Raw genomic sequence first — 23,074 nt, 5'->3', positions numbered from 1 at the left:
GTTGCCGATCCTTGCGGATGTGACTCCGGCTGCGACAGCGGCTGCTCGAAGAAAAAGTGCGGATTGTTGACCAAACTGTTTGGCAACCTGAAGTGCAAGAAGAAGAGCTGCTGCGACAGCGGTTGCGACGCCGGCTACAGCGACTGCGGATGCAGCAGCTGCGGATCGGTCGCCCCAATGGCTGCTCCGTATGCCGCTCCAGTAGCTGCTCCCGCCATGGCTCCTGCTACCAGCGAATCCATGCCACCAGCACCGATCGTTGATCCAAGTGCTCGTGTTTCATCCAAGCGTCACGTCATTCAAGCCAGTGCTCGGTACGTTCGCTGAACTTCAGTGAAACGGTGACACTGTCACTTCAGACGTGAACTGAAAGCGGCTCGAGGGAAACTTTCCCCCGAGCCGCTTTTTTCGTTTCGACTCAGCTAGCAAATGGAATTCGCGTTGACGTGGTCGCCTCGCAGCAGGTACCTCTTCGGCCATGAACAAGACCGTCTTTTTCTCCGTCGGCGAACCCAGCGGAGACCAACATACCGCTCGATTGATTTCAGCCCTGCACACACAGGCTACCGCTGCAGGCACCCTCGGAGTCAGCGCTGACTCGATCAAGCTCCGCGGATTCGGCGGCCCGGCGATGAAAGCAGCCGGGTGCAAACTGGATCTGGACCTCACCCAACATGCGGTGGTCGGATTGCTGGAAGTCCTGCCCAAGATTCGCGAGTTCTTTCGCTTTGCCGACCAAGCCGAAGCGATCTTTGAACAAGGCGGCATCGACGCCGTTCTGCTGGTGGACTTCCCTGGATTCAATTGGCATGTCGCCCGCCGCGCCCGTAAACACGGCATCCCGGTGTACTACTACTGTCCGCCTCAATTGTGGGCCTGGGGCGGTTGGCGTGTGCGCAAGATGAAACGCCTGATCGATCATGTCCTTGCCGTGCTGCCGATCGAAGAAGAATACTTTTCGCGTCACGGCATTCCAACGACCTACGTCGGACATCCTTTCTTTGACGCCGTTGCCCAAACACAGCTTGATCCCCGCGTGATGAGCAAACTGGTTTCGACCCCCGAGGCACCCTTGGTGGCCGTCCTGCCGGGATCGCGAGGCCACGAGGTCCGTCGCAACTGGCCTCTGATGCTCGCGGCCATTCGCAGGCTGAATCAAAAACACCCTCACGCAAAGTTTGCGATCGCTTGTTATCGCGATTCCCAATGCCAGTGGTGTCGTCACCAACTCAGCGAATCTGATGCATCACTCCCGATCGAATTCTATGTCGGCCGCACCAGTGAAATCATCCAAGCAGCACGATGCTCGATGATGGTCAGCGGTTCGGTCAGTTTGGAGATGATGGCACGCCGCACTCCCGCCGCGGTGATCTATCGCGTCGGCCGCTTTCTCTACGCCTTTGGCAAGTGCGTGATCGGAGTGGATAGCATGACGCTGCCGAACCTGATGCATCACGAGAAAGTCTTTCCCGAAATGGTCTCGGTGGGCGATCCCTCTGCCGCCATCGAGTTCCTCGCCGATTCGGTCGACGCCATGATCGCCGACGAGTTCTATTACCAAAAGAAGTTGCGACTGCTCGACGAACTGTGCGAGCGTTACGCCCAACCCGGTGCAACGCAGCGAGCCGCTCAATGGCTGTGCAGCCGCCTCGGGATCGCAAGAGAATCCATGCCGGCTCGACGTGCCGCATGATGCCAATGTCGTTCGACTCTCCGAGTCGAAAACGAACGCAATCGATGACTCAGCCATCAGACTCGATTCTCACGACACGAATTGTCGAGCCGGTTTCTCACGCGTTGGTCGAGTCATCACCGGGGCACGCTTTCGATTTGGAAAATCGAGCGACTGTCGTTCGACGTTCCACGTCGAAAACGAACGCTACCATACGCTCAAACGCAAACCATACGCAGTGAGCCGTGACGCGTCAGCGGCCGGGTCTTGCACGTAACAAGCATCCATTTCAATTCGTGAAACCCGTGGCCTTGACGGCCAGCGGCTCAAAACCACCTGGCACCACCCAGCGTTTAGCAACACGGCCATCTTAAGCGGGACGCTCTTTTTTGCGTAGCGGCTAGTGCCGATCACTCAACCAGTGGCAACGACGTCGCGCTCTCGCAGTGCGGTTTCTAACTTGTCAATGATCTGATCGGCGTCCGCCAAGGCCACGGAGAACTCTTTCTCCCCTGCGATCACTTCGGCACGCAAGTCATCGATCTTGCCTTTCCACGCGGCGCAGCGTTCCAACAACCATTCTCGATCGGCTTGGGCAAGCTGCTCATGGGGCGCCTCCAGCAAAATCTGGCATCCTTGGCTGTATTGCTCCAATCGTTTCGCCAGCGCCTCGCTCGTGTCGGGACGCTTGTTGTACCAGTCGTCCGCGGCATCGGCCAACAAGGTCATGTACTGCTGCGGCTGGACCTTTGCCGACAACAACTCTTGATTATCGAATCCCCAGCCCGGTCCCGTCTCTCGAATACCGAACCACCATCCGACCGCCAACAACAAAGCGGCGGCAACGGCGAGCAACGGCATCCAGGGGACGGTTGATCCGTCTCGGGGAGTGTCCCGATGCACGCCCTGCTGCAAGTGCTCGCTCCCATCGACCTTCGTTTGCGTGGCATCGGCAAGCAAGCGGATCGATTGCCACTGCCCCCGAGCTTCGTCCGCGTGCGACGCATCAGCGGACAGGTTCAACCAATGTGCACCGCCTTCGATCAAGACCAGTTCCTGCAGCTCGATCAGCAAGTCGGGATGCCTGATCAATGTCCTCAACTGTGTCTCGCTCAGAGCGATCGTTCCGCGAGCGAGCAGCTCGCTACGACGATCGCCAATCAGTTGATCCAGCGCGACCGTCTCTGCAGTAGTCTCTCCACCGGCGACGCGAAACTCATCCGCGAGTTGCGCGACCGCATCGCCGACCAATTGGCGGTCAAGCCAATCCGGCCAGTCGGCGATTTCGCTCGGCAATTCAAAACAGCGGATGGTCATGGGATCAGGTTAGGAGTTGAGTTTGGTTTCCATACACTCTCGCACCATTTTCTCACCACGATTGCGTCGTGATTGGTACGTGCCGACGGGGATTTGTAACTTTTCGGCAATTTCATTGGGAGATTCGCCACGCATGCGACCACGCACGGCTTGGCGGAATTCGTCCGGCAGCGATTCGATGCATCCTCGCATCACTTGGAGTTCTTCATCATGCTCCAACCCGTCGCGTTGTTCGGGTGCGGCCGGGTCATAGGTCTCCGGCAGATCGCTCGCCGATTTGCGACGTGAATGATCGATCAGCTTTCGCTTGGCAATCTGAAACACGTAGGACCGAAACGTGAACCACGCGGGCTCTTTGACTTCGTATCGATCCAAACTGGTCATCACGCTGACCCACGTGTCCTGGCAAATCGACTCCGCATCGGTCCGGCTCGAGGAGCGACTTCGCACGAGCGCCAACACGGACGGTGCCAGGATCTGAAAGATTTCTCCGATGACGTCGGGCTGTGCAGGCAGCCTGCGAACCCAATCGTCCAGAATCTCGGTCGTGGTGCCAGTGCCATCCATGCGGGACAGATTAACTGTCCCGCAGTGTCACATCAATGACAGACCTTGATGCGTTTGGTCACGGGAACCTGGACGGTCTTGTAGCGGACGACTTTGGCCTGATAGGGGTGGCCACAGTGGTCGTATTTGGTCACATAAGCCGTGTAGGGCTTCTTGATCGATTCGTAGACGGTGACCGTTTTCCAGTAGCAATCGGGCTGGTAGTAGTGATCCCCTGCCGACGCGTTGCCCGCTTGGGTCAGCGAAACGGTTGCCACGACGGCTGCCAATACGAATGCTTTCCAGTTCATCAATCCAGACATCTGACTTGCTCCGAGGTTTTCTTGAGGTGGGCGAGCGTTTCGGCTCGCGGGTTTCTTAGGCGTGCCGACCAATCAGGCACTTCACTCAAGGAAACGGGGGTCGCCCGGATTGCTTCCCAAGAATCTCAAAAAACTTTCTTTCGAGCAAAACTGCGGTATTTCCGGCACTTCTCGCTGATCGCCACCCCGCAGAACGCTCGTTCCCAGGCTCACGCCTGGGAACGCACTGCCACGGAGGCTCTGCCTCGCGAAAATCAGCGTGGTGCATCGTCCAGTCTTAGAACGTGGGTTCGGTAGATGAGCCGTTTTGGCGATAGCCACGGTTTTCGTGACACAACCGTGGCTATCGCCAAAACGGCTAACCCCAAAATGAAGACTGGACGATGCAGTAGCCTGGAAATTGTCAGCAGATCGGCAGGCAGGGGCCTGCCAATCATTGGGTTCCCAGGCAGGAGCCTGGGAACCAGTGGTGGCGATCAGCGAGAACTGCCGTATTTCACGGTGTTTTTGGCTGCGGACACGACACTGGTGTAGAATTTCGATTCTTGTCCTCCTCCCAAAAAACTCCAGGCTCCTCATGCGTCGCTCCCTGCTCCATTTCTACAGGTTGATCTCGTGCCTGCTGGTGATCTGTGGCACCGTCAACGCCCATTCGGTCAACGCGCAGTCCGTGGTCGCCCTTCGGAACATCGACGGCCGACATCAGTTGATCCGAAACGGTGAACCCTATTTCGTCAACGGTGCCGGCGGACAAACACACCTCGAACTGCTCTCACGCATGGGTGGCAATTCCATTCGCACCTGGGGCTCGGATGACATCGGCTCGGTTCTCGACGAAGCTCACAAGCACGGTTTGACGGTCAGTGTCGGATTTTGGCTTGGTCACGAACGCCACGGGTTCAACTACTCCGATGCCGACCAAGTTCGCCGGCAACGGGAGGATTGCCTCCGAGTGGTACGCGAACACAAAGACCATCCCGCCGTCCTGCTCTGGGCGGTCGGCAACGAAATGGAAGGCGACGGAACAAACCCGCTGATTTGGAAAGCCGTCCAGCAGATCGCCGCGGAGTGCAAACACATCGATCCCAATCATCCCACGATGACGGTGATTCATGAATCGATCGACGCAAAGATTCCTCAAATCGAAAACCTCTGCCCAAGCATCGATATCATCGGCATCAACACGTACGGGTCGGTGCTGACGATGCCCAGCCGGTATCGAGCCGCCGGTGGCAGCAAACCGTACCTGTTGACGGAGTTCTCTGGACGGGGGCACTGGGAAAGTCCCACGACGCCCTGGGGCTCACCCATCGAAGCGACCAGTACCGCCAAAGCCGACAGTTATCGCGCCGCTTACGAGACCGCGGTGAAAAACCAGCCCGGCTTGTGCTTGGGCAGCTACGCGTTTTATTGGGGCAACAAACAGGAGACCACCGCAACGTGGTACGGCATGCTGCTGCCCGACGGCACCCGTGTCGCCTCTGCCGACGCCATGTCCGAGGCTTGGACGGGAAAACAGCCGGAGAATCGTTGCCCCGTCATCGAACCGCCCCAACTCAGCAAGACCGCCGGGATCAAACCAGGCGAAGTCATCACGGCAAGCGTCTCGACGTCCGACCCCAACAACGACCCGCTGAATATTCAATGGGTCCTGAGACGTGACTCCAAGACCATCGGAACGGGCGGTGATTTTGAACCGGCCGAACCCGATGTCAAAGGTGCCGTCGTCAGCGACGGCGCAAACGCCTCCGTCACGGTGCCCGAGGGTCTCGCCGCCTATCGCTTGTTCGCCTACGTCTACGACGGCCAAGGTGGCGCCGCGGTGGCAAACGTTCCCCTCTCAGTGGATGTCTCGCCGGCCGCGATGGAACAAGCCCGTTTTCCGTTGACGCTGTTCTCCGACGACCATACCGACGCGTTTTCGCCGTCGGGATACATGGGCAACGTCGAATCGATCAAAATGCAAATCAGCACCGACAATCCCCACTCTGGCAAAGCGTGCCTGCAAGTCGACTACGACGCCAGTGACGACTGGGGCGGCGTCATCTGGCAATCGCCGCCCAACAACTGGGGCGATCAACCGGGCCGATGGAACTTGACCGGCGCGACTGCCCTGGAGTTCTGGGTGCGAGGCGAAAAGGGCGGCGAAGTGATCAGTTTTGCCATGGGTTACTTGGGCAATGACAAAGCGTACCCGGACACAGGCAAAGCCGAGCGTGCCGATCTGACCCTGACATCGAAATGGCAGCAGGTACGGATCCCGTTGACCGGCAAGAACCTACAGCGAATCGCAACCGGTTTTGGCTGGTCTGCTGCCAGCAAAGGCCAACCGTTTCGCTTCTACCTCGACGACATCCGATACGTGAAATGACCGTAGGTCAGCAAACACGTACGTCAGCCTTTCCAGGCTGACACTCCAGCGTATGTCAGCCTGGAAAGGCTGACGTACAAAGACTAACGTACTTTGTGCAATCCCATGAGCAATCCCTACGCACCACCGACAGAGACGGTTGAAACTTCACAGCGTGCTACGCTGCCAGAGGTCGCCAAGCCCATCTTTCTGATCTGGGAAAAACTGCGTCTGATATACATCGCGGTTCTTGGCATGATCACTGCGGGGGCGTTGGTCATGCACCAAATAAGCACTCCCGTCACAGGCAAGGAGATGCAAGAAGCTCTGGGCGCCGTCCTTTTCGGTGCGATCTTTGCCAACCTCTGTTACTTTGCCGGTCCCGTCATCGAGACTTACATCACGTGGTTGGGCTATCGAGGACTCGCATTGCGTTGGGCGCTGTTCATCACAGGAACCGCCTTCGCCGGCCTGTTGGCGCTCGTTACCATCGGATTCACTTTGTCACCGTTTTGAACCAGGCTGACACTCCAGCGTATGTCAGCCTGGAAAGGCTGACGTACTGATCAAGTCATGGATCACTTCGCCATGAACATCGGTCAAGCGAAATGGGCGGCCGTCGTGCATGAAGGTCAACGCGGTGTGATCCAAACCCATCAAGTGCAGCAGGGTCGCGTGCCAATCGTGCATGTGGACCTTTCCACTGATGGCGTGATGACCAAACTCATCGGTCGCCCCGTACTCGAATCCACGCTTGACACCGCCACCAGCTAAGAAGATCGTGAAGCCATACGGATTGTGATCGCGACCGGTTCCGTTGGATTGAGCGTAAGGCGTTCGGCCAAACTCACCTCCCCACCACACCAACGTGTCCTCCAAGAGACCTCGCTGTTTGAGGTCCGCCAGTAGCCCTGCCACCGGCTTGTCCGTCGCAAAAGCGTGATCCGCGTGCTTGGGCAAATTGGAATGCTGATCCCATCGCGGGTTGTTGGTGTTGTCACCGTAATTCACTTGAATGTACCGAACACCGGACTCGGCAAGCCGGCGAGCCATCAAACACTGCCGCCCAAAATCTTCGGTTCGCTTGTCGTTGATGCCGTACAAGTCGAGCACATGCTGAGGCTCGTCAGACAAATCCAACGTGTCCGGCGCATTCTGCTGCATCCGCCACGCCAACTCGTAGGAGTGCAGCACGGATTCGAGTTTCTCGATGCCCGATCGATTGTCATCGCGGCGATGTTCCATTTGGGTCGCGTTTAGCGATCGCAGCAACTCGAACTGTTGCTGCTGTTGTGCATGCGAGATGCGGCTGTTGCTGAGATTTCCGATGGTGGCATCTGCGGCGCTCGTACCCGCCCGACCCACGGCGGTGCCCTGGAAATGCGCTGGCAGAAACGCATTGCCATAATTTCGCGGACCGCCGTTGCCCATTGATGGCTGAATCGTCACAAACCCTGGCAGGTTTTCGTTCTCGGTCCCCAAACCGTACAACATCCAAGAACCAACCGATGGGCGAATCAGATTGATCGATCCCGTGTGCAAAAACAGTGTCGAGGGTCCATGCGCCACCCCATCGGTGTGCATGCCTTTGACGAAGCACAAGTCGTCCACATGCTGGGCGATGTGGGGAAACAACTCCGAGACATATCGCCCGGACTGACCGTATCGTTTGAATTTCCAAGGCGACTGAAACACCCGATGCTTCGTCACCGTCTTGCTTTTTGCCAACGTCCGAGCATCGTCAAACGTGTGCATCTCACCGTGCTGTTGCGCCAGCAACGGCTTGTAGTCAAAGGTGTCGACGTGACTCGGGCCACCTTGCATGAAGACAAAGATCACTCGCTTGGCACGCGCCGGGAAATGGGGTGATCGCTCCCGCAACGGATTCAACGCCGAACTAGCAACGGATTCCGCGTTCGCCTGCCGGCTCGCCATCGCCGCAGCAGACAACAAGCCGAACCCACAACCCATCGAACCCAACATCTGACGACGGGTTAACGAATGAGTGCTCTCGCTGTTGGTGACGCTCGACTTTGCGTTGGGTTGAGTGTTCATATTCTTTTCAAGAGACAGTGAGTCCCACACGCTCCTAATCAAGATAACGAAAGTCGACGCACTGAAACAAAGTTTGGTAAACCAAAGCCCAACGCGTCAAATATTCATCGCTCGTTTCAACACTCGATCGTGCTGGTTGACTGATGTCATGACGCATCTCCTGCTGGCGGATGTATTGGCCGATAAGCCGTTTTTCCTCCGGGCTCGCCGATCGTCCCAAGACCTCCTGGAACACCCCGTCGAGTGTTTCGTCCACGGTTTCACCGAGCTGCTTTGGGTTGGAGCTGATACGACGTGCCGCTGCCGCGTGGGCTTGGTCGATCACAAAGGGATGATTCATCATCAACAACGCTTGCGGAGCGATCGTGCTGGCATTGCGTTTGCCCTGCTGGATATTCGGGTCCGCGAAGTCGAACGCTTGCAGGATCTCCGGCAGAGTGTTGCGAAACACCGGCAAATAGACACTACGCCGATTGCTGTCGAATCGATAACCGTACTCAATCGACGTTCCCGGTTTGATCGTTCGCCCTCCACGAGTGCGGTCCAAATCCCCGCTGATGAACAACAACGTATCCCGGATGGCTTCTGCTCGCATTTGTTTTGGTGTCATGCGCCAAAACCATCGATTCTCAGGATCCATGGCGAGCGAATCATTTCGCGATGTGGAGCTGAGGCGATAGGTCCGGGACAGGGCGATCTTTCGCACCAGTTTCTTGATCGACCAATCGTCTGCCATCAGAGACTCCGCTAAATGGTCGAGCAATTTGGGATGGGACGGCCGCTGTCCGGTGGCTCCAAAGTTGTCCACCGTTTCGACGAGTCCTCGACCCATCATCCAATACCAAACGCGGTTTGCCATCACACGTGCCGTCAATGGATTCTGGCGACTTGTGATCCAGTCGGCAAACTCCAGTCGTCCGCTGGACCTCTCGTCCAGTCGAGGGAACGCTTGAGATGAAACAACACTCAGTGCCCCACGAGGCACCACGGGTCCTTGGTTGGCCACGACACCGCGCAGGGCGATCGGGATGTCGGCGGCAGTCGGCTGATCACGGGTTGCCATCGCGACCGGCCGCTCGGCGGCTTGGGATTGCAACTGTCTGAGCCTTTGATTGAGACGCTCGAGATACGCGTGTAACGCGGCGAGCAACTTTTTCTTCTCCGCAGCAGCCGCTTCGTCCTCAGCGCTCGTTTCTTTTGCGGTTGTGGAAATCTGAGTTTCGGCGGGAATCAAGACCACGCAGTCGGCGATCACCACACCGTCTTCGGTACCCTCGTTGGATACCGTGATCTGCGCTTTCTGATCGGAATCGAACGAGAAGGTGCCGACCGAGTTGAACAGGTGGTCGATCGGTGGCTGCTTTCGTTGATTGACTCGAACCAATGCCTCACCTTCGGCATGACGGATACGAATCGGAACACGGGTTGATCGGTTGCTCCCCGAGGAATGGCTCACCCGGACTTCGTAGCGTCCGGACTCAGGGACGAGTGTTTCGTAGACGACATGCTTGGCACCTTTTTCGGATGTTTCATCGTGGATGTAATTGGCACCGACATATTTTGGATTTGATTTCGATTCCATCCATTGTCCCGTGCGAAGAGCCTGCGCGTTATCGATCACGATACCCGGTAAACTGTCGGGATCGACGGAGGCATCCTTGGCTGCGATTTCACCGCTCTTTCCACCGGCACGCTCGATCGCGTCATTGAGATCTTGGATTTGGCCTTTGCAGGTTTTGATCTCGGATTGAATCTTGGCGTACCTGGATTCTTCTTCCGCTGACAACGGCAGCTCGGCGGTGTTCCACGTCGACACATTCGAATGGGTCATCGAAAGAGTGCTCTTAAAGATCCCAGCCATCGCGTAATAGTCGGCGGTGGGGATCGGATCAAACTTGTGGTCGTGACATCGAGCGCATCCGATCGTCATGCCCAACATGGACTTGCCGATCGTGTCCAATTGCTCATCGATGACGTCCATCTCCAAGACGTCCTTGTCTTGCAATTCAAAGTTGGTCGGTCCCAGCAACAAGAAACCGGTCGCCACCAAATTGCGTTGTCGTTGCTGCCAGTCGGATTCGGGGATCAAGTCACCGGCGAGTTGCAGACGCAGGAACTGGTCGTAGGGCAAATCACGATCAAACGAGTCGATGACAAAGTCGCGATAACGCCAAGCATCGGGGAACAGGAGCGTTCGACCGCCTCCACTGGATTCGGCATATCGCACCACGTCCAACCAGTGACGGCCCCAACGTTCTGCAAACGCGTACGAGCCTAGCAATCGATCCACCAAAGTCTCGTACGCCTGGGCAGATTCATCGTCGACAAAGTCTCGAATCTCTGCCGGTGTCGGCGGTAATCCCGTCAGGTCGTAACTCACCCGTCGGATGAAGGTTTCACGGTCGGCGTCCACGGTCGGCTGGCAGCCTTCGGACTGCATCCTGGCGAGAATAAGACAATCGATTTTCCCGAGGGCCCAACGGTGATCGTCCGACGGCGGCACCACTGGAGCGTCGATGGGTTGGAAAGCCCAGAAGGATCGGCCTTCCTCCACCGAGGGCGGTCCGCTTGTCGAGTCATCTGGCTCTGCGTTCTCGCGTGGGTCCTGGCGAGGGTCCACCGCGCCGAGCCGAATCCATTTTTCAAATGCAGCTATCGTGCTTGCCGGCAACTTTCCCCTGGGTGGCATTTCCAGAGAAACATTGTCGTAACGGATGGCCTGCATCAACAGGCTCGAATCAGGATCGCCAGGGACGACTGCCGGCCCCGTGTCGCCGCCGGAACGGAGCCCCGCGGCATGATCCAACCGCAATCCGGCTTGCTGCTTCTTTGGCCCGTGACAGCGGATGCAATGCTCGACCAAGGTGGGGCGAATGTGTTTTTCAAACCACTGGATTTCTGACAACTGATCATCAGCCCGCCCCACCATCGTGGGAAGCAGGAGGAGACCAAAAGCCAATGCGACGCGGAGGGAAGAAAGCGTATCCATGTGCTCTAGGATAAACGAAATTGCATGGCACAGGGCGAGCGAATTTCGTCTGGAGCGTACGGTGGTGCCCACTATCGACGCAAAACACGTAGCCGCGTCTCTCCGAGACGCGAAACCTTGAGCCTCGGGGGACGTGAAAAGAATTGTTGCTGCCTATGACCGTGAAGCGGTCTCAGACGGTAGCCGGCGATAGAGCGCAGCGATCATCGTCGGTTCATTCTTCACGTTCCCAGCAATCCCCTCAGTCGCGGATGCGACGACAGCATACAGCCTGGGGCGCGAGCCCCAGGTGAACACCGCCCGACGCCGCCAACAAGCCGCGGAGCGGCGACAGATTGCATCCAGACCACCGCGTGCTGTGGGCTGCACCAAACGTTTTATGCTGTCGCTGCTCCGCAGCTTCTGGGCGGACTCGCTTGCAGAAACATGGGGTTGGCACCCCATGCTGTATGCTGTCGCTGCTCCGCAGCTAACCCGGGGTGTGCTGGCTTCGCCGCGACCCCAGGCTATGTTGTTTAACCGCTTCGTGGTCGGTTTGGAGAATATGTGTCCTCTCTCGTTGCCAAAATCACGCGAATCGATGATTGCTACGTGGATTTCGCGACAATTATTTTCTGCACGTCCCGAGACGCTCGACTACGTAAAACGCTCGGCAGAGCCGAGCGACAAGAGACGCAGCAACTCGTTTGCCGCCGCAACCGCGAATGACTCGTCGTTGATCTCTGCATCGATTCGAATCACGGGTTTGCTCGATCCTTCGATCGCGTCAAACAACGCTTGATCGGCATCCACGTCATGGAACGCTTGACCGGCGGCACTGATCACACTGATAGCTCGGGTGGGGATCACGATCGTCACCGGACCGGTGTACCGATCGGCTTGCTGGGCGAGCCGCGTGCCAAGTGCTCGGCATTCCTCCACGTTGGTTCGCACCAACGTCGCAGTTGGGTTGTGTTGATAGATGACCCGCCCCTCATAACGCTCGGGCAGCGTGTCGCGTGCGCCGAAGTTTGCCATGTCGAGACATCCCGGTGCGATCACGGTGGGAATTCCCGCGACGGCCGCGGCGCTTAAACGATTCGGGCCGGCCGAGAGAATTCCGCCCAACAACTCGTCGGCCAACTCGGTCGTCGTCAAATCCAACACTCCTGCCACCATCCCACTGGCGATCAAGTCCTCCATCGCCCGGCCGCCGGTACCGGTGGCATGAAAGATCAGGACTTCGTAGCCAGCGGACTCCAAGATCGGTCTGGCCGATTCGATGCACCGCGTGGTGTTGCCGAACATGCTGGCGACGATGATCGGTTTGGCCGATCGTGTTTCCACGTCGGCGGCCACCATGCCACAGATGGCACCGGCGGCGCGAGAAAAGATCACTTGCGAGATTCGATTCAGCCCCGCCACATCGACGACGCTGGGCATCATCACGATGTCTTTCGTTCCGATATAGACCGACGTGTCACCGCTGGCCATCGTCGAAACCATCAACTTAGGAAACCCGATCGGCAATGCTCGCATGGCTGTGGTGGCGATCGATGTTCCGCCACCGCCGCCCAGCGAAATCACTCCATCGATACGTCCGGCGTCGACCAGTTCCGAGAGCAACTTGGCAGCAGCGCGGCCCATCGCTTCGACACAACGTCCACGATCGCCAGCGATGGTCTGCAAATCAGCATCGATCGTGCCGGCAACTTGCTCACGCGGAATGTCCGGTGTGACCGATGGCGGTCCGCCGGTGCCGACATCGACGCGGAGGACAGACATTCCCGAATCAAAGATCTTGCGAGCGACAAACTCCAGCTCGTCTCCTTTCGTGTCGTACGTTCCAAGAACAGCGATGGTGGGCATGATTGAGACGGATGATGGAGAGGACGGCGATACTTCACACTAAGGTTTGTTTGCCCCGTCGAACTTGACGATCGGGCTGGACTCCATCCCTGGCCGGCACGCCTGTGCTTCGACCCGGCTGGACGGCTGGGAAAACGATTTGGTGTAGAGCCGCCACGCGGACCAGCCGTCTGCTTTGCCGATGCGGTACACGATGGCGGCCCCTTCCGTGCTGCATGTCAGGGTGATGTGACCATCGCGGGAGCGATCAAATGAAGGCGGATCGACTTGCGGTGTCACGCCGCCCGGTTTCATCTCCTCCATCATCACCGCTTCCGGAATCAGACCCATGTCGCCGATTTTTTCCTGCCACTGTTGCGTGGCTTGACGCATGCGAGAAAGTCGATCGGCGTACTGAGGGCGTTGGGCCAAGTTGTCGATTTCCCAGGGATCGTTCTCGGTGTCGTAGAGTTCCTCGATCGGTTTGGGGGTTTGGAACCAATTGCGTTGGCCGCCGGTCAATTTGCCCTCTGCCGCCAATCGTCGCCACTGCACCATCGCGGGCATCTCGTCCATGTAGTCCAGCCGCTGCGAGTAGGGCTTTTCAGGTTCGTAGTTACGGATGTATTTCCAGCGACGGTCGCGAGCGCCGCGTTGCAACTCGTAGACTTCGTCCATGCGGTCGCGGTGAAAATAAAGGTACGGCGGTTCCTTGCCCGATTTTTCTCCGACGATCACACGGCCCTGCATGTTGCGTGGGACGTCCACGCCGGCGACGGCCAGCATTGTGGGTGCGAGGTCGACCGTGTTGACCAAGTCGGGACGTCGGGTGTCGGCATCGAGCTTGTCGGGCCACCGCATGATCATGGGGATCTTGGTGCCGGTGTCATAGATCCAGCGTTTGCCGCGAGGCATCCCCATGCCGTGATCGCTCCAAAAGACCACCAGGGTGTCGTCGGCCAAGCCGTCATCCTCCAGACGCTGCAGGACTTCGCCCGCCATTTGGTCCATCAGCGTGATGTTGTCGTGGTACCAAGCCCAGTTTTTTCTCGCCGCTGCCGTGTCGGGCAAATAAGCAGGCAAGGTGTCGGCGACTTTGTCGGGGGCGTGCTGGTTGGCTTGACCGATCCGCTGAATCACTTTCGCGTGTGCTTCTTCGCTGTGCCGAATCTGACTTTCGTGACAAACGGTGATGTTGATGACCGAAAAGAAAGGCTGTTCGGGGTCGTCCCGTTCTCGCCAATCGCCGTGCTGGTTGCCTTGTCGGTCCCACATGCTGGGCACTTCATCAAACTGATAGTCGGTCTTACTGCGGTTGGTGCAAAAGTATCCGGCTTGGCGAAGCAACAGGGGCAGGGTCTGCACATCGGCCGGTGGAATGATCTTGCTGCGCATGTGCTGGGAGCCGATCGATGGCGCGTACATGCCTGTGATGACGCTGCTACGGACCACGGCGCAGACGCCGGCCGGTGTGAACGCGCGATCGAATCGGACGCCTTGCTTGGCCAACCGATCCAGATTGGGTGTGATCGCGTGCGGATCGCCATAGCATCCCAGGTTGGGCGAGATATCTTCGCAACTGATCCAAACGATGTTCGGTCTGTGCTCGGCATGGGCGGTCAGAACGAGACTGGTCACAAAGGATGCGATCAAAACGAGACGCATGGCGAGGGTCTGAGCTGATGGGGTGTATCGGGCGGTCATGGCTTGGGTGGATCTTGGGGTCTGACGGCAATTCTTTGTCGCGGTGTTTTGCTGAGGTGTTCTAGGTGGCCGTGATTTTCCGAATCGCGTTCATTGCGGCTCCGCCGCGGTGGTAGTCGCCGCCTTTGACACCCGGTTTGTTCTTGGCATGGACGTCACGCAGCTTTGCGAGCACCGGTTCGGCTTTTGATCCCAAGTCACCCAGCAGCTCGGCAGCGCTGCATGAGGTTCCCCGATCGGGATGGTCCAACGCCGCAGATAAGGTTTGAAGATGAGATTGTGTGTCGACATCTGCGTTGCACAATGCGAATGCGATTGCCATTTTGACGGCGTACGACGACTCGCCTTCGGATTGCTGCTGCAACGTTTCCACAGCAGACTTGAGCGATTCGCCCCCGATGTGCCCCAGATGCACGGCCGCGATGTATCGAACCCCCGCGTCCTTGTGGGTCAACGCGGCGACAATGTGTTCCGCTGCGGGACTGCCGAACGCACCGAGGCTTTTGATCGCCCGCAACCGCACAACCCGGCTTTCGTCGTCGAGCTGCTCGGCGTATTGACCCATTGATTGACCGGCGATGGTTGGCCGATCGGCCTGGGGCGTCTCAGACGCTGCCCCTTTGGAATCTGCCTGACTCAGAATTGTGGCAGGCAAGGCGTCTGTCGCCACAGAGAATGACGTGAAACCACCGAGCGACCAAAACGACGCGACCGCGAGCGTTAGATGCATCGGGTGGAGAGGACGGTGGCGAAGCATGCTTGGGTGGTGGGCCAGATTTTTCATCAAAGAATACAGGTCAGGATGGAGGCCAAGGGAGGGCCAGATGGAAGTGCTGGGGCGCGACTGATGTTGGCTGTCATGGACATGGCAGATTCGCTCTAATGTAACCAATCAGGCATGCACTGAGCGGCTTCAACACGTCCCAGGTGGGGCGAATCGATGATTGAAAGCCATTCCGAATGCCATTTTCTGGCCAGTTTTTTTCTCCGAAGAACGAGCGAGCATCATGTCGATGGCACCCAACAATCCGTTTGAAAGCGACTTTCAGGGCGGAAATCGATACGGCAGCCAACCGCCGCAAGGAAACAACAGCGTCTGGCTGTGGGTCCTGGGCATCGTCGGTGGCGTGTTCCTGCTGGGGTGCATCGTGTGCTGCGGGGCGACGTTTTTCGTGTATCGAACAACAACATCCGCCATGAGCGACATCATGACGGAAGAGGTTGCCAGTCAATTCGGCGATCAGCAAGTGTTCAAAGACAATATCGGCGAAGTCCAATCGGCGGGTCCCAACTTTGGTGCGACGATCACCGAAGCGCAAAAGGCGGCCGCCAACGAAGGCAAAGGGGACGTCACCACGATGGTGGTCGATGTTCAAGGCGACAAAGGCAGCGGCAAAATTTACTACCGGACCAACCAGAAAGACCAAACCGCACGCGCCGTCTTGGTGATGGAGGACGGTAGCGAGTTTGAACTGGAGATCACCGACTCGTGGGAAGAATCCATCGGGGAAATGGGAGAAGAGATCAGCGAAGAACCGGGAGTCGAAGCCGCCACAGAGTCCACGAGCGAGATCGCACCGACGACCGACGCGGCACCAACGTCCGAGACCGATGATGCGTTGAACGAGCCGGATACCGCCGGATCCTAATCAAAGAATTGTTGATTGAACCCTAGGTCGGTCACTCTGGGCCGACATTCAATTCCCATCGCAGAATGAACCAGCAAGCCGCTCGCATGGCACACGCATGTTGAATCGAATCGGAAACATCGCTTGGTTGATTCTGCTGGTCGCATTCATTTTTCCCGCCGCGGTCTGCGTGCCTGTCTGCGTCCCTGTCTCCGCGCAAGACAACGGGGGCAAAGAGACAGATGTGTCTCCCGATGGTACCGTCGAAGTCGTCGGTGTTGCGCAGTTGGTCGAAGTCGTTCCCGATAACAGCGACCTGGAGATCGAACGCCGACTGGCGGAGATCATGGAAGCAACCGGGTGGTTTCGCGGTGCCGACATCAACGTCGAGTATGGCGTCGTCTTTCTGTCGGGAACCGCGGATTCAGAATCGCATCGTCAATGGGCCGAGCAGACCGCGATGCACACGCGGGACGTTGTCGCTGTGGTCAATCGGATCACCGTCACGGAAAAGCCCCTGTTTGATCTGACGCCCGCGCGGAAATCATTACGCGAGATGCTGCGTGACTTCTTGACCTCATTGCCACTTTTGGTCGTCGCTGTCATCGTGATCCTGACGTTCTACCTGCTTGCCAAGTTGTCTGCGCGGATCACTCGCAGGTTCTTCTCGCCTGAGACCGATAGCAAACTGCTTCGTCAAGTCGTCGCCACGGTCATCGGCGTGTTGGTGTTTCTGATCGGGCTGCACATCGCGTTGCGAGTCTCAGGCTTGACCCGTTTGGCGACCACCTTGTTGGGCGGAACTGGGTTGATCGGCTTGGCAATCGGGTTTGCCTTTCGTGACATCGCGGAAAACTTTCTTTCCAGTGTGCTGTTGAGCTTGCAGCATCCTTTCTGCGTGGGCGACCTGATCGAAGTCAACGGGACGACCGGGTTCGTTCGCCGCGTTACGACTCGTGCGACCATCTTGGCCACCTTCGAAGGCAACCAAGTACAGATTCCCAACAGCATCATCTACAAAGGCCAGATCACGAACTTCAGCACCTCGCCGCTGCGTCGTCAAAGTTTTGCGATTGGAATCGGATACGACGATTCGGTTCAAGGAGTGCAGGAAATGATCATGGAAGTGCTGACATCGCATCCGGCCGTTCTGAATGAACCAGAACCGACGGTGCTGGTCGATTCATTGGGCAGTTCGACCGTGAATCTGCAGTGCAGGTATTGGTTCAACCAACAGTCGCATTCCGGCGACCGTGTCAAGAGCGCTCTGATCCGTCAGACCAAGCAGACGTTGCGTGACGCGGGGGTGGTGTTGCCTGATGAAGCGCGAGAGATCGTCTTCCCCGATGCGGTCCCGATTCAGTTGTTGCGACGCTCGGACGCCGACCCTCGCAACTCACTTGCCAAACGGGCGCATAAGAAGCTCGCGCACGAACCCACCGAGTCCCCGGGCGAGGGCGATTTGCACAGCGATGCCGAAGACGTCGTCGCGGTGCTGGGAGAAGTCCCTATCAATGACTCCGAAAACATCCTGGAAACCCCGACGACGGATCCCCCAAATCAATAGCGGGTGATGCCGTGATCGCATATACTCGCGGTCATGCTTGCCAATCCCAATCGATTGATGATCTTCACGGACCTCGATGGATGCTTGCTGAACAAGCACGACTATGACTGGCAACCGGCCAAATCCTCTTTGTTGGAATTGCGCAAACGCCAAATCCCGGTCGTCTTGAATTCCAGCAAAACGGTCCCGGAAATGATCGCGTTGAGCGGTGAGCTCGGACTGCAAGGAAACACTTTGATTTCCGAGAATGGCTCCGTCATTTGCTGGGGCAACGATGTTACCAGTACTCCGTCATCGCCCAGCACCTTGCAGTCCACTTCCCAGACGGACCATCCGACCGATGAGACGGAGGTCATTGGCGCATCCCGCACCGATATTTTGTCGCTTCTCGATGGAATGAAACGGAGTTTTCGCTTCAGATCGTTTGCCGACATGGGCGTCAGCGGGGTCGCTCTTGAGACGCAACTGTCTGCGGAAAAAGCGGCTCTTGCCTTAAAGCGTCGCGGAACGGAACCTTTGCTTTGGGATGATTCCGACGAACACCGCGTCGAGTTTGAGCGACAGTTGGTTGCTCATAATCTGACACTGACCAAAGGCGGCCGTTTTTGGCATGTCGCGGGCAGAACGAGCAAGGGTATCGCAATGCAGCGTGTGATCGCTAAATTCTCCAAAGAGAATGAAAGGTTGATCACAGCAGCTATCGGTGACAGTCCGATCGACCAAAGCATGCTCGATGCGGCAGATGTCCCGATCGGAATCCCGACGGCCAATGGTTTGGGAGTCAACATCGATGGCCAACGTGGAATCGTGGCCACCGAGCAAGGTGCGGCGGGCTGGGCCCAAGCGATCACCGAGCTGCTCTCTCGCATCGATGGATCTGTCGATCCTGATCTGAACTCCTGGAGCGTCTAAGCAAACGAACGATCATGGCTGACTTTGCCCAAAACGGAATCATCGGAACGCTTCACAATCTGCGGAATCGCTCCACCGACGAGCTTGAATCGGAGTTGGTTCAGTATTCCGCTGAGACTCCCATGTCTTTGTTGCTGCCCTGTCTTTACTCGGAGCTGGAAGGTCCGGCGATGGGGCCGATCGTCGACGAGCTGGCTAAGATTCCTTACCTGAGCGAGATCATCATCGGATTGGATCGTGCCAATGAGCATCAATTCGAAGCCGCCAAAAGGTTCTTTGATCGCCTGCCGCAAAATCACGTCGTGCTCTGGAACGACGGAACCCGACTACGGCATGTCGACGCGGCGTTGCATGCCGAGGGAATCGCCCCAACCGAACCCGGCAAAGGTCGCAATGTCTGGTACTGCCTCGGCTATTTCCTCGCTTCGGGTAAATCCAGAGCCATCGCACTGCACGACTGTGACATCTTGACGTACGACCGATCGATGCCGGCCAGACTACTTTACCCGCTGGCACATCCTTCGTTTCACTATCAGTTCTGCAAGGGCTACTACTACCGAGCGGCACACGGAAAACTTAACGGTCGAGTGTTCCGACTCTTGGTCATCCCCCTGATCCGTGCTCTCAAAACGGTTCTCGGGCGCGTCGAGTATCTCGACTACATGGGCAGCTTTCGCTACGCACTGTCCGGTGAATTTTCGATGCGCAAAGAGGTTGTGACCTCGTTAAGGTTCCCAAGCGATTGGGGACTTGAGATCGGCACGCTGTCGGAAATGTATCGCAACTGCAACCTGAACCGAATTTGCCAAGTCGATATCGCCGACGCCTATGATCACAAACATCAAATCATTTCAGAAGATGATCGACTCAACGGATTGCATCGGATGGCGATGGACATTTGCAAAGCGTTCGTACGCAAACTGGCCGTTGAGGGAATTGTCATCAGCAGTAGCATGCTGCGATCTCTGAAGGCATGTTACTACCGCACCGCGCTAGACGTTGTGGACCATTATCACAACGATGCCGTCATGAGCGGTTTGAATCTGGATCGACACCAGGAGGAGGCGACGGTCGAACTGTTCAGCAGGGTGATTGTCGCAGCAGGGGACGCTTTCCTGAATCACCCCGATGAAAGCCCCTTCATTCACAATTGGTCACGTGTGACCAGCGCGATTCCCCAAGTTTACGACATGCTGCTCGGAGCGGTGGAAGCAGATAACCGTTGACGACCAGCGGTCATCTACGGGCGTAGTGAACGAGGTCACGAGTCCGGCCGCACGGGACTCGTGACCTCGTCCACTACAAAATGTTGCAAAAATACGAGCGGTTTGCCGTTAGGTGACGGACAACGCGCAATGGCCAACCGCTAAGCAACGAAAAGAAAACCATTGTTCGATTTGATGGTGGATCTTCGTCAGAATTCCTTCCAATGAAGTGGGTTTCTGGTGAAATCCGCTGCGTCCGTCATCGTTGCATTGGCCGTTCGTTGAAACAGCGTTCAGCCATGTCGGTGCCGACAAACACCACCTACGCATTCAGCAGTTGTTCCGATGGCTCCTCCACCTCAAGATCGATCTCAAGTTCACTCACAGCTTTGCCAACACATTGGCTTTCTGTATCCCGAAGCCGATGCGGAGGAGCTTGCCGAAACCGTCCTCATGGTCTTCGACGGCTTTGAACCTCAAGTGCCGTTGCCTTTGCATGAGCTGTGGTCTGAGCGAGATTGTTTGCTCATCACGTACGGTGATTCCGTCATCGACAATGATACTGTTCCACTTGAGACGCTCCAGCAGTTTCTGGATCAATACGTCAAGGATTCGGTTTCGGCGGTACACGTGTTGCCGTTTTGTCCGTACAGTTCGGATGACGGATTCGCGGTGATCGATTACACAAAGGTCAATCCGCAACTGGGTGGCTGGACACAGATTTCGCAGATCTCGCAACGCTATCGACTGATGGCGGACATTGTGATCAACCATTGTTCGTCACAGAGTCAGTGGTTTCAGAATTTCTGCAAGGGTGTCGACCCCGGTGCCACCTTTTTCATGGAAGCAAACGTGGGGGATGATTTGTCGGAGGTCGTCCGTCCTCGGGCATCACCTTTATTACGTCCCACGGAAACGGCCGACGGACTGAAGCATGTCTGGTGCACGTTCAGTCATGATCAAGTCGACCTGGACTTTCGCAATCCTGATGTGCTGCTGGAATTCTTGAAGATCATTCGGTTGTACTTGCAACAGGGCGTCAGCGTCTTTCGACTCGATGCGGTGGGTTTCCTGTGGAAACAACCGGGCACGAGTTGCATGCACCTGCGACAGACACACGAAGTCATCAAGCTGATCCGAACCGTCACCGATGCGTTTGCCCCTGGGACGTTGCTGATCACGGAAACGAACGTCCCCAATCATGAGAACCTGACTTACTTTGGCAATCGCAACGAAGCCCATGTGATCTACAATTTCAGCCTGGCACCCTTGTTGATTCACTCACTGTTGACGGGCAAGACGGAATACCTCAAGCGATGGATCATGAGCATGCCGCCGGCGCCGGTCGGTTGCACTTACCTCAATTTCACGGCGTCGCACGACGGGATCGGCATGCGACCGGCGGAAGGTTTGCTCTCGGACGAGGAACAACTGCAACTCGTCGAAACCGTTCGACGCTTTGGTGGCCGGGTCTCGACACGCCGTACGGCTGACGGTGGCGAACGAGTTTACGAACTGAATGTATCGCTGTTCGATGCAATGCAGGGGACCGTTGAGGGGAATGACCAATGGCAAGTCGAGCGATTTTTGTGTTCACAAACGGTGATGATGGGATTGGAGGGAATCCCCGCGTTCTACATTCACAGCCTGTTGGCCACGGCGAATGATCAAGCGGGTGTGGCAAAAACTCAACACAATCGCAGCATCAATCGACACAAATGGAGTTGGTCGGAGCTGCAAGAACAACTGGGCGACGATGCTTCGGTTCACAGTCGGGTCTTCAGGGAACTCACTCGCCGAATGCAAATCCGCAGTCGCAATGAAGCGTTTCATCCCAATGCGACCCAGTTCACCTTGCAGCCGAGAGAGCCATTCTTTGCGTTCTGGCGTCAGAGCACGGACCGCAGTCAAAGCATCTTTTGTGTTCACAACATGACTGCGGGCGTACAGGAACTCAGGTTGTCTGACCTGAATTTGATCTCCACGGATTCTTGGTACGATGCCATTTCAGGGCAGCAGTTCGATGATCGAACCAGCGAGATCGAGCTACAGCCCTATCAATCGCTTTGGATCACCAATCGCTAAGCGAGGATCATTCATCAGCCGCAGGGCGAAAGAGAGCATCTGGTTCCCGAGTCTAGGCGTGAGAACGGGACGCTATCTATCGCGTGGCGGCCCAGCGTTAGCCTGGGCGGTCAAAAGGTTGAGGTTGTGGCATTCTCGGTTTATTGGTGATCCTGTTCTGTCCGTTTGGTGTCGTCCAGACAACACACACAACGGAGACCATCTGGATGCCGCATACAGAATTTGTCACGCAACGCTGGAAACGACAGGATTCCGCTTGGTTTTGTCGAACAAGTGATCCTTTGGGAGACTTTTCGAACTTTGCCAGCGGGATGCCGATTCCGATTCATGGGTACGTCGTGCCGTCATCGGAGCATCTGTATCAAGCGATGCGTTTTCCGCATCTGCCGGAGGTGCAGTTTCACATTCTGGATGCCGATGCACCCAAGACCAGTAAAACCATCGCACGTGACCATGACGCTGTGACACGCGAGGACTGGATGGAGATTCGCATTGACGTGATGCGATGGGTGCTGGCACGAAAGATCAAGGCAAACGCACAACGGATGTCCGACGCATTTGGCTTGAGCGCAGATTTGCCCATCGTCGAGCTCTCACGTCGGGATGCTTTCTGGGGTGCCGCGCCGCAACCGGATGACGACCAACTCCTGGTCGGTCAGAACGTTCTGGGCTGCTTGCTAACAGAAATGCGAAAGGAATTCCGTTTGGATCCCCAAATGCGAGACGCATCAACGCCACGGTTTCCTAAAGCGTTGCTGTTTTCAAGACCCATTTGAACGGATTACCCAGTGACGATTCGTGGCAAGGTTGTCGTCAAGACTTGAACAACCAATCCACCAATTGGGAACGTCGTTTGCATTACTTGTGGCTTTGAACTGCTGGTTGCACTGCTGT

General features: G+C 56.8%; 18 protein-coding genes. 10 read left to right on the top strand and 8 right to left on the bottom strand.

The window, feature by feature from the left end:
* The first annotated feature begins 66 nt into the window (after positions 1–66).
* Positions 67–327: a hypothetical protein gene (locus Pla52nx_RS29955; RefSeq protein ID WP_146523194.1), complete on the top strand. Its 261-nt coding sequence runs from the start codon at positions 67–69 to the stop codon at positions 325–327.
* A 151-nt stretch (positions 328–478) separates the two neighbouring features.
* Positions 479–1,693, top strand: a complete 1,215-nt coding sequence (locus Pla52nx_RS29950) for a lipid-A-disaccharide synthase (RefSeq protein WP_146523195.1) — start codon at positions 479–481, stop codon at positions 1,691–1,693.
* Positions 1,694–2,086: 393 nt separating this feature from the next.
* Here Pla52nx_RS29950 and Pla52nx_RS29945 read toward each other — a convergent pair whose 3' ends face one another.
* The 3 genes from Pla52nx_RS29945 to Pla52nx_RS29935 are packed head-to-tail and all read right to left on the bottom strand — an operon-like array spanning position 2,087 to position 3,858.
* On the bottom strand, positions 2,087–2,989 hold the full coding sequence (locus Pla52nx_RS29945) for a hypothetical protein (protein WP_146523196.1): 903 nt from the start codon (positions 2,987–2,989) through the stop codon (positions 2,087–2,089).
* 9 nt (positions 2,990–2,998) lie between these two features.
* Complete coding sequence (locus Pla52nx_RS29940; RefSeq protein ID WP_146523197.1) at positions 2,999–3,556, bottom strand: RNA polymerase sigma factor; 558 nt, start codon at positions 3,554–3,556, stop codon at positions 2,999–3,001.
* Between the two features lie 32 nt (positions 3,557–3,588).
* Positions 3,589–3,858 carry a hypothetical protein gene (locus Pla52nx_RS29935; RefSeq protein ID WP_146523198.1) on the bottom strand — a complete coding sequence of 90 codons (270 nt, stop codon included), beginning with the start codon at positions 3,856–3,858 and terminating at the stop codon, positions 3,589–3,591.
* Between the two features lie 577 nt (positions 3,859–4,435).
* Here Pla52nx_RS29935 and Pla52nx_RS29930 point away from each other — a divergent pair.
* Positions 4,436–6,229, top strand: a complete 1,794-nt coding sequence (locus Pla52nx_RS29930) for a glycoside hydrolase family 2 TIM barrel-domain containing protein (RefSeq protein WP_146523199.1) — start codon at positions 4,436–4,438, stop codon at positions 6,227–6,229.
* Between the two features lie 105 nt (positions 6,230–6,334).
* Positions 6,335–6,724 carry a hypothetical protein gene (locus Pla52nx_RS29925; protein WP_146523200.1) on the top strand — a complete coding sequence of 130 codons (390 nt, stop codon included), beginning with the start codon at positions 6,335–6,337 and terminating at the stop codon, positions 6,722–6,724.
* A 24-nt stretch (positions 6,725–6,748) separates the two neighbouring features.
* Here the strand turns inward: Pla52nx_RS29925 and Pla52nx_RS29920 are convergent, their stop codons facing one another.
* The 5 genes from Pla52nx_RS29920 to Pla52nx_RS29900 form a co-directional block, all read right to left on the bottom strand.
* Entirely contained in the window at positions 6,749–8,263 is a 1,515-nt protein-coding gene (locus tag Pla52nx_RS29920; RefSeq protein WP_146523201.1) for a DUF1501 domain-containing protein, read from the bottom strand.
* A 34-nt stretch (positions 8,264–8,297) separates the two neighbouring features.
* Positions 8,298–11,252: a DUF1553 domain-containing protein gene (locus Pla52nx_RS29915; RefSeq protein ID WP_146523202.1), complete on the bottom strand. Its 2,955-nt coding sequence runs from the start codon at positions 11,250–11,252 to the stop codon at positions 8,298–8,300.
* Between the two features lie 636 nt (positions 11,253–11,888).
* Positions 11,889–13,100: a Tm-1-like ATP-binding domain-containing protein gene (locus tag Pla52nx_RS29910; protein WP_146523203.1), complete on the bottom strand. Its 1,212-nt coding sequence runs from the start codon at positions 13,098–13,100 to the stop codon at positions 11,889–11,891.
* Positions 13,101–13,139: 39 nt separating this feature from the next.
* The gene (locus Pla52nx_RS29905; RefSeq protein ID WP_146523204.1) at positions 13,140–14,783 is read right to left on the bottom strand and encodes a sulfatase family protein; all 1,644 of its coding nucleotides are present in this window, start codon (positions 14,781–14,783) and stop codon (positions 13,140–13,142) included.
* 61 nt (positions 14,784–14,844) lie between these two features.
* Positions 14,845–15,513: a HEAT repeat domain-containing protein gene (locus Pla52nx_RS29900; protein ID WP_231742740.1), complete on the bottom strand. Its 669-nt coding sequence runs from the start codon at positions 15,511–15,513 to the stop codon at positions 14,845–14,847.
* 277 nt (positions 15,514–15,790) lie between these two features.
* Here Pla52nx_RS29900 and Pla52nx_RS29895 point away from each other — a divergent pair, with 277 nt between their 5' ends.
* The 6 genes from Pla52nx_RS29895 (at position 15,791) to Pla52nx_RS29870 (ending at position 22,956) form a co-directional block, all read left to right on the top strand.
* The gene (locus tag Pla52nx_RS29895) at positions 15,791–16,432 is read left to right on the top strand and encodes a hypothetical protein (protein ID WP_146523206.1); all 642 of its coding nucleotides are present in this window, start codon (positions 15,791–15,793) and stop codon (positions 16,430–16,432) included.
* Between the two features lie 97 nt (positions 16,433–16,529).
* Positions 16,530–17,978 (top strand): mechanosensitive ion channel domain-containing protein, encoded by a 1,449-nt coding sequence (locus Pla52nx_RS29890; RefSeq protein ID WP_146523207.1) that lies wholly within the window; start codon positions 16,530–16,532, stop codon positions 17,976–17,978.
* A 33-nt stretch (positions 17,979–18,011) separates the two neighbouring features.
* Positions 18,012–18,890, top strand: a complete 879-nt coding sequence (locus Pla52nx_RS29885; protein WP_146523208.1) for an HAD-IIB family hydrolase — start codon at positions 18,012–18,014, stop codon at positions 18,888–18,890.
* A gap of 14 nt (positions 18,891–18,904) precedes the next feature.
* Entirely contained in the window at positions 18,905–20,116 is a 1,212-nt protein-coding gene (locus tag Pla52nx_RS29880; protein ID WP_146523209.1) for a glycosyl transferase, read from the top strand.
* 324 nt (positions 20,117–20,440) lie between these two features.
* Positions 20,441–22,180 (top strand): sugar phosphorylase, encoded by a 1,740-nt coding sequence (locus Pla52nx_RS29875; protein WP_146523210.1) that lies wholly within the window; start codon positions 20,441–20,443, stop codon positions 22,178–22,180.
* Between the two features lie 206 nt (positions 22,181–22,386).
* Complete coding sequence (locus Pla52nx_RS29870; RefSeq protein ID WP_146523211.1) at positions 22,387–22,956, top strand: NADAR family protein; 570 nt, start codon at positions 22,387–22,389, stop codon at positions 22,954–22,956.
* The last annotated feature ends 118 nt before the right edge of the window (positions 22,957–23,074 follow it).

The organism is Stieleria varia (assembly GCF_038443385.1).
In the GTDB taxonomy this organism is placed as follows: domain Bacteria; phylum Planctomycetota; class Planctomycetia; order Pirellulales; family Pirellulaceae; genus Stieleria; species Stieleria varia.
The sequence above is the reverse complement of the archived record's forward strand: the minus strand, read 5'-3'. Positions and strand labels throughout refer to the sequence as shown.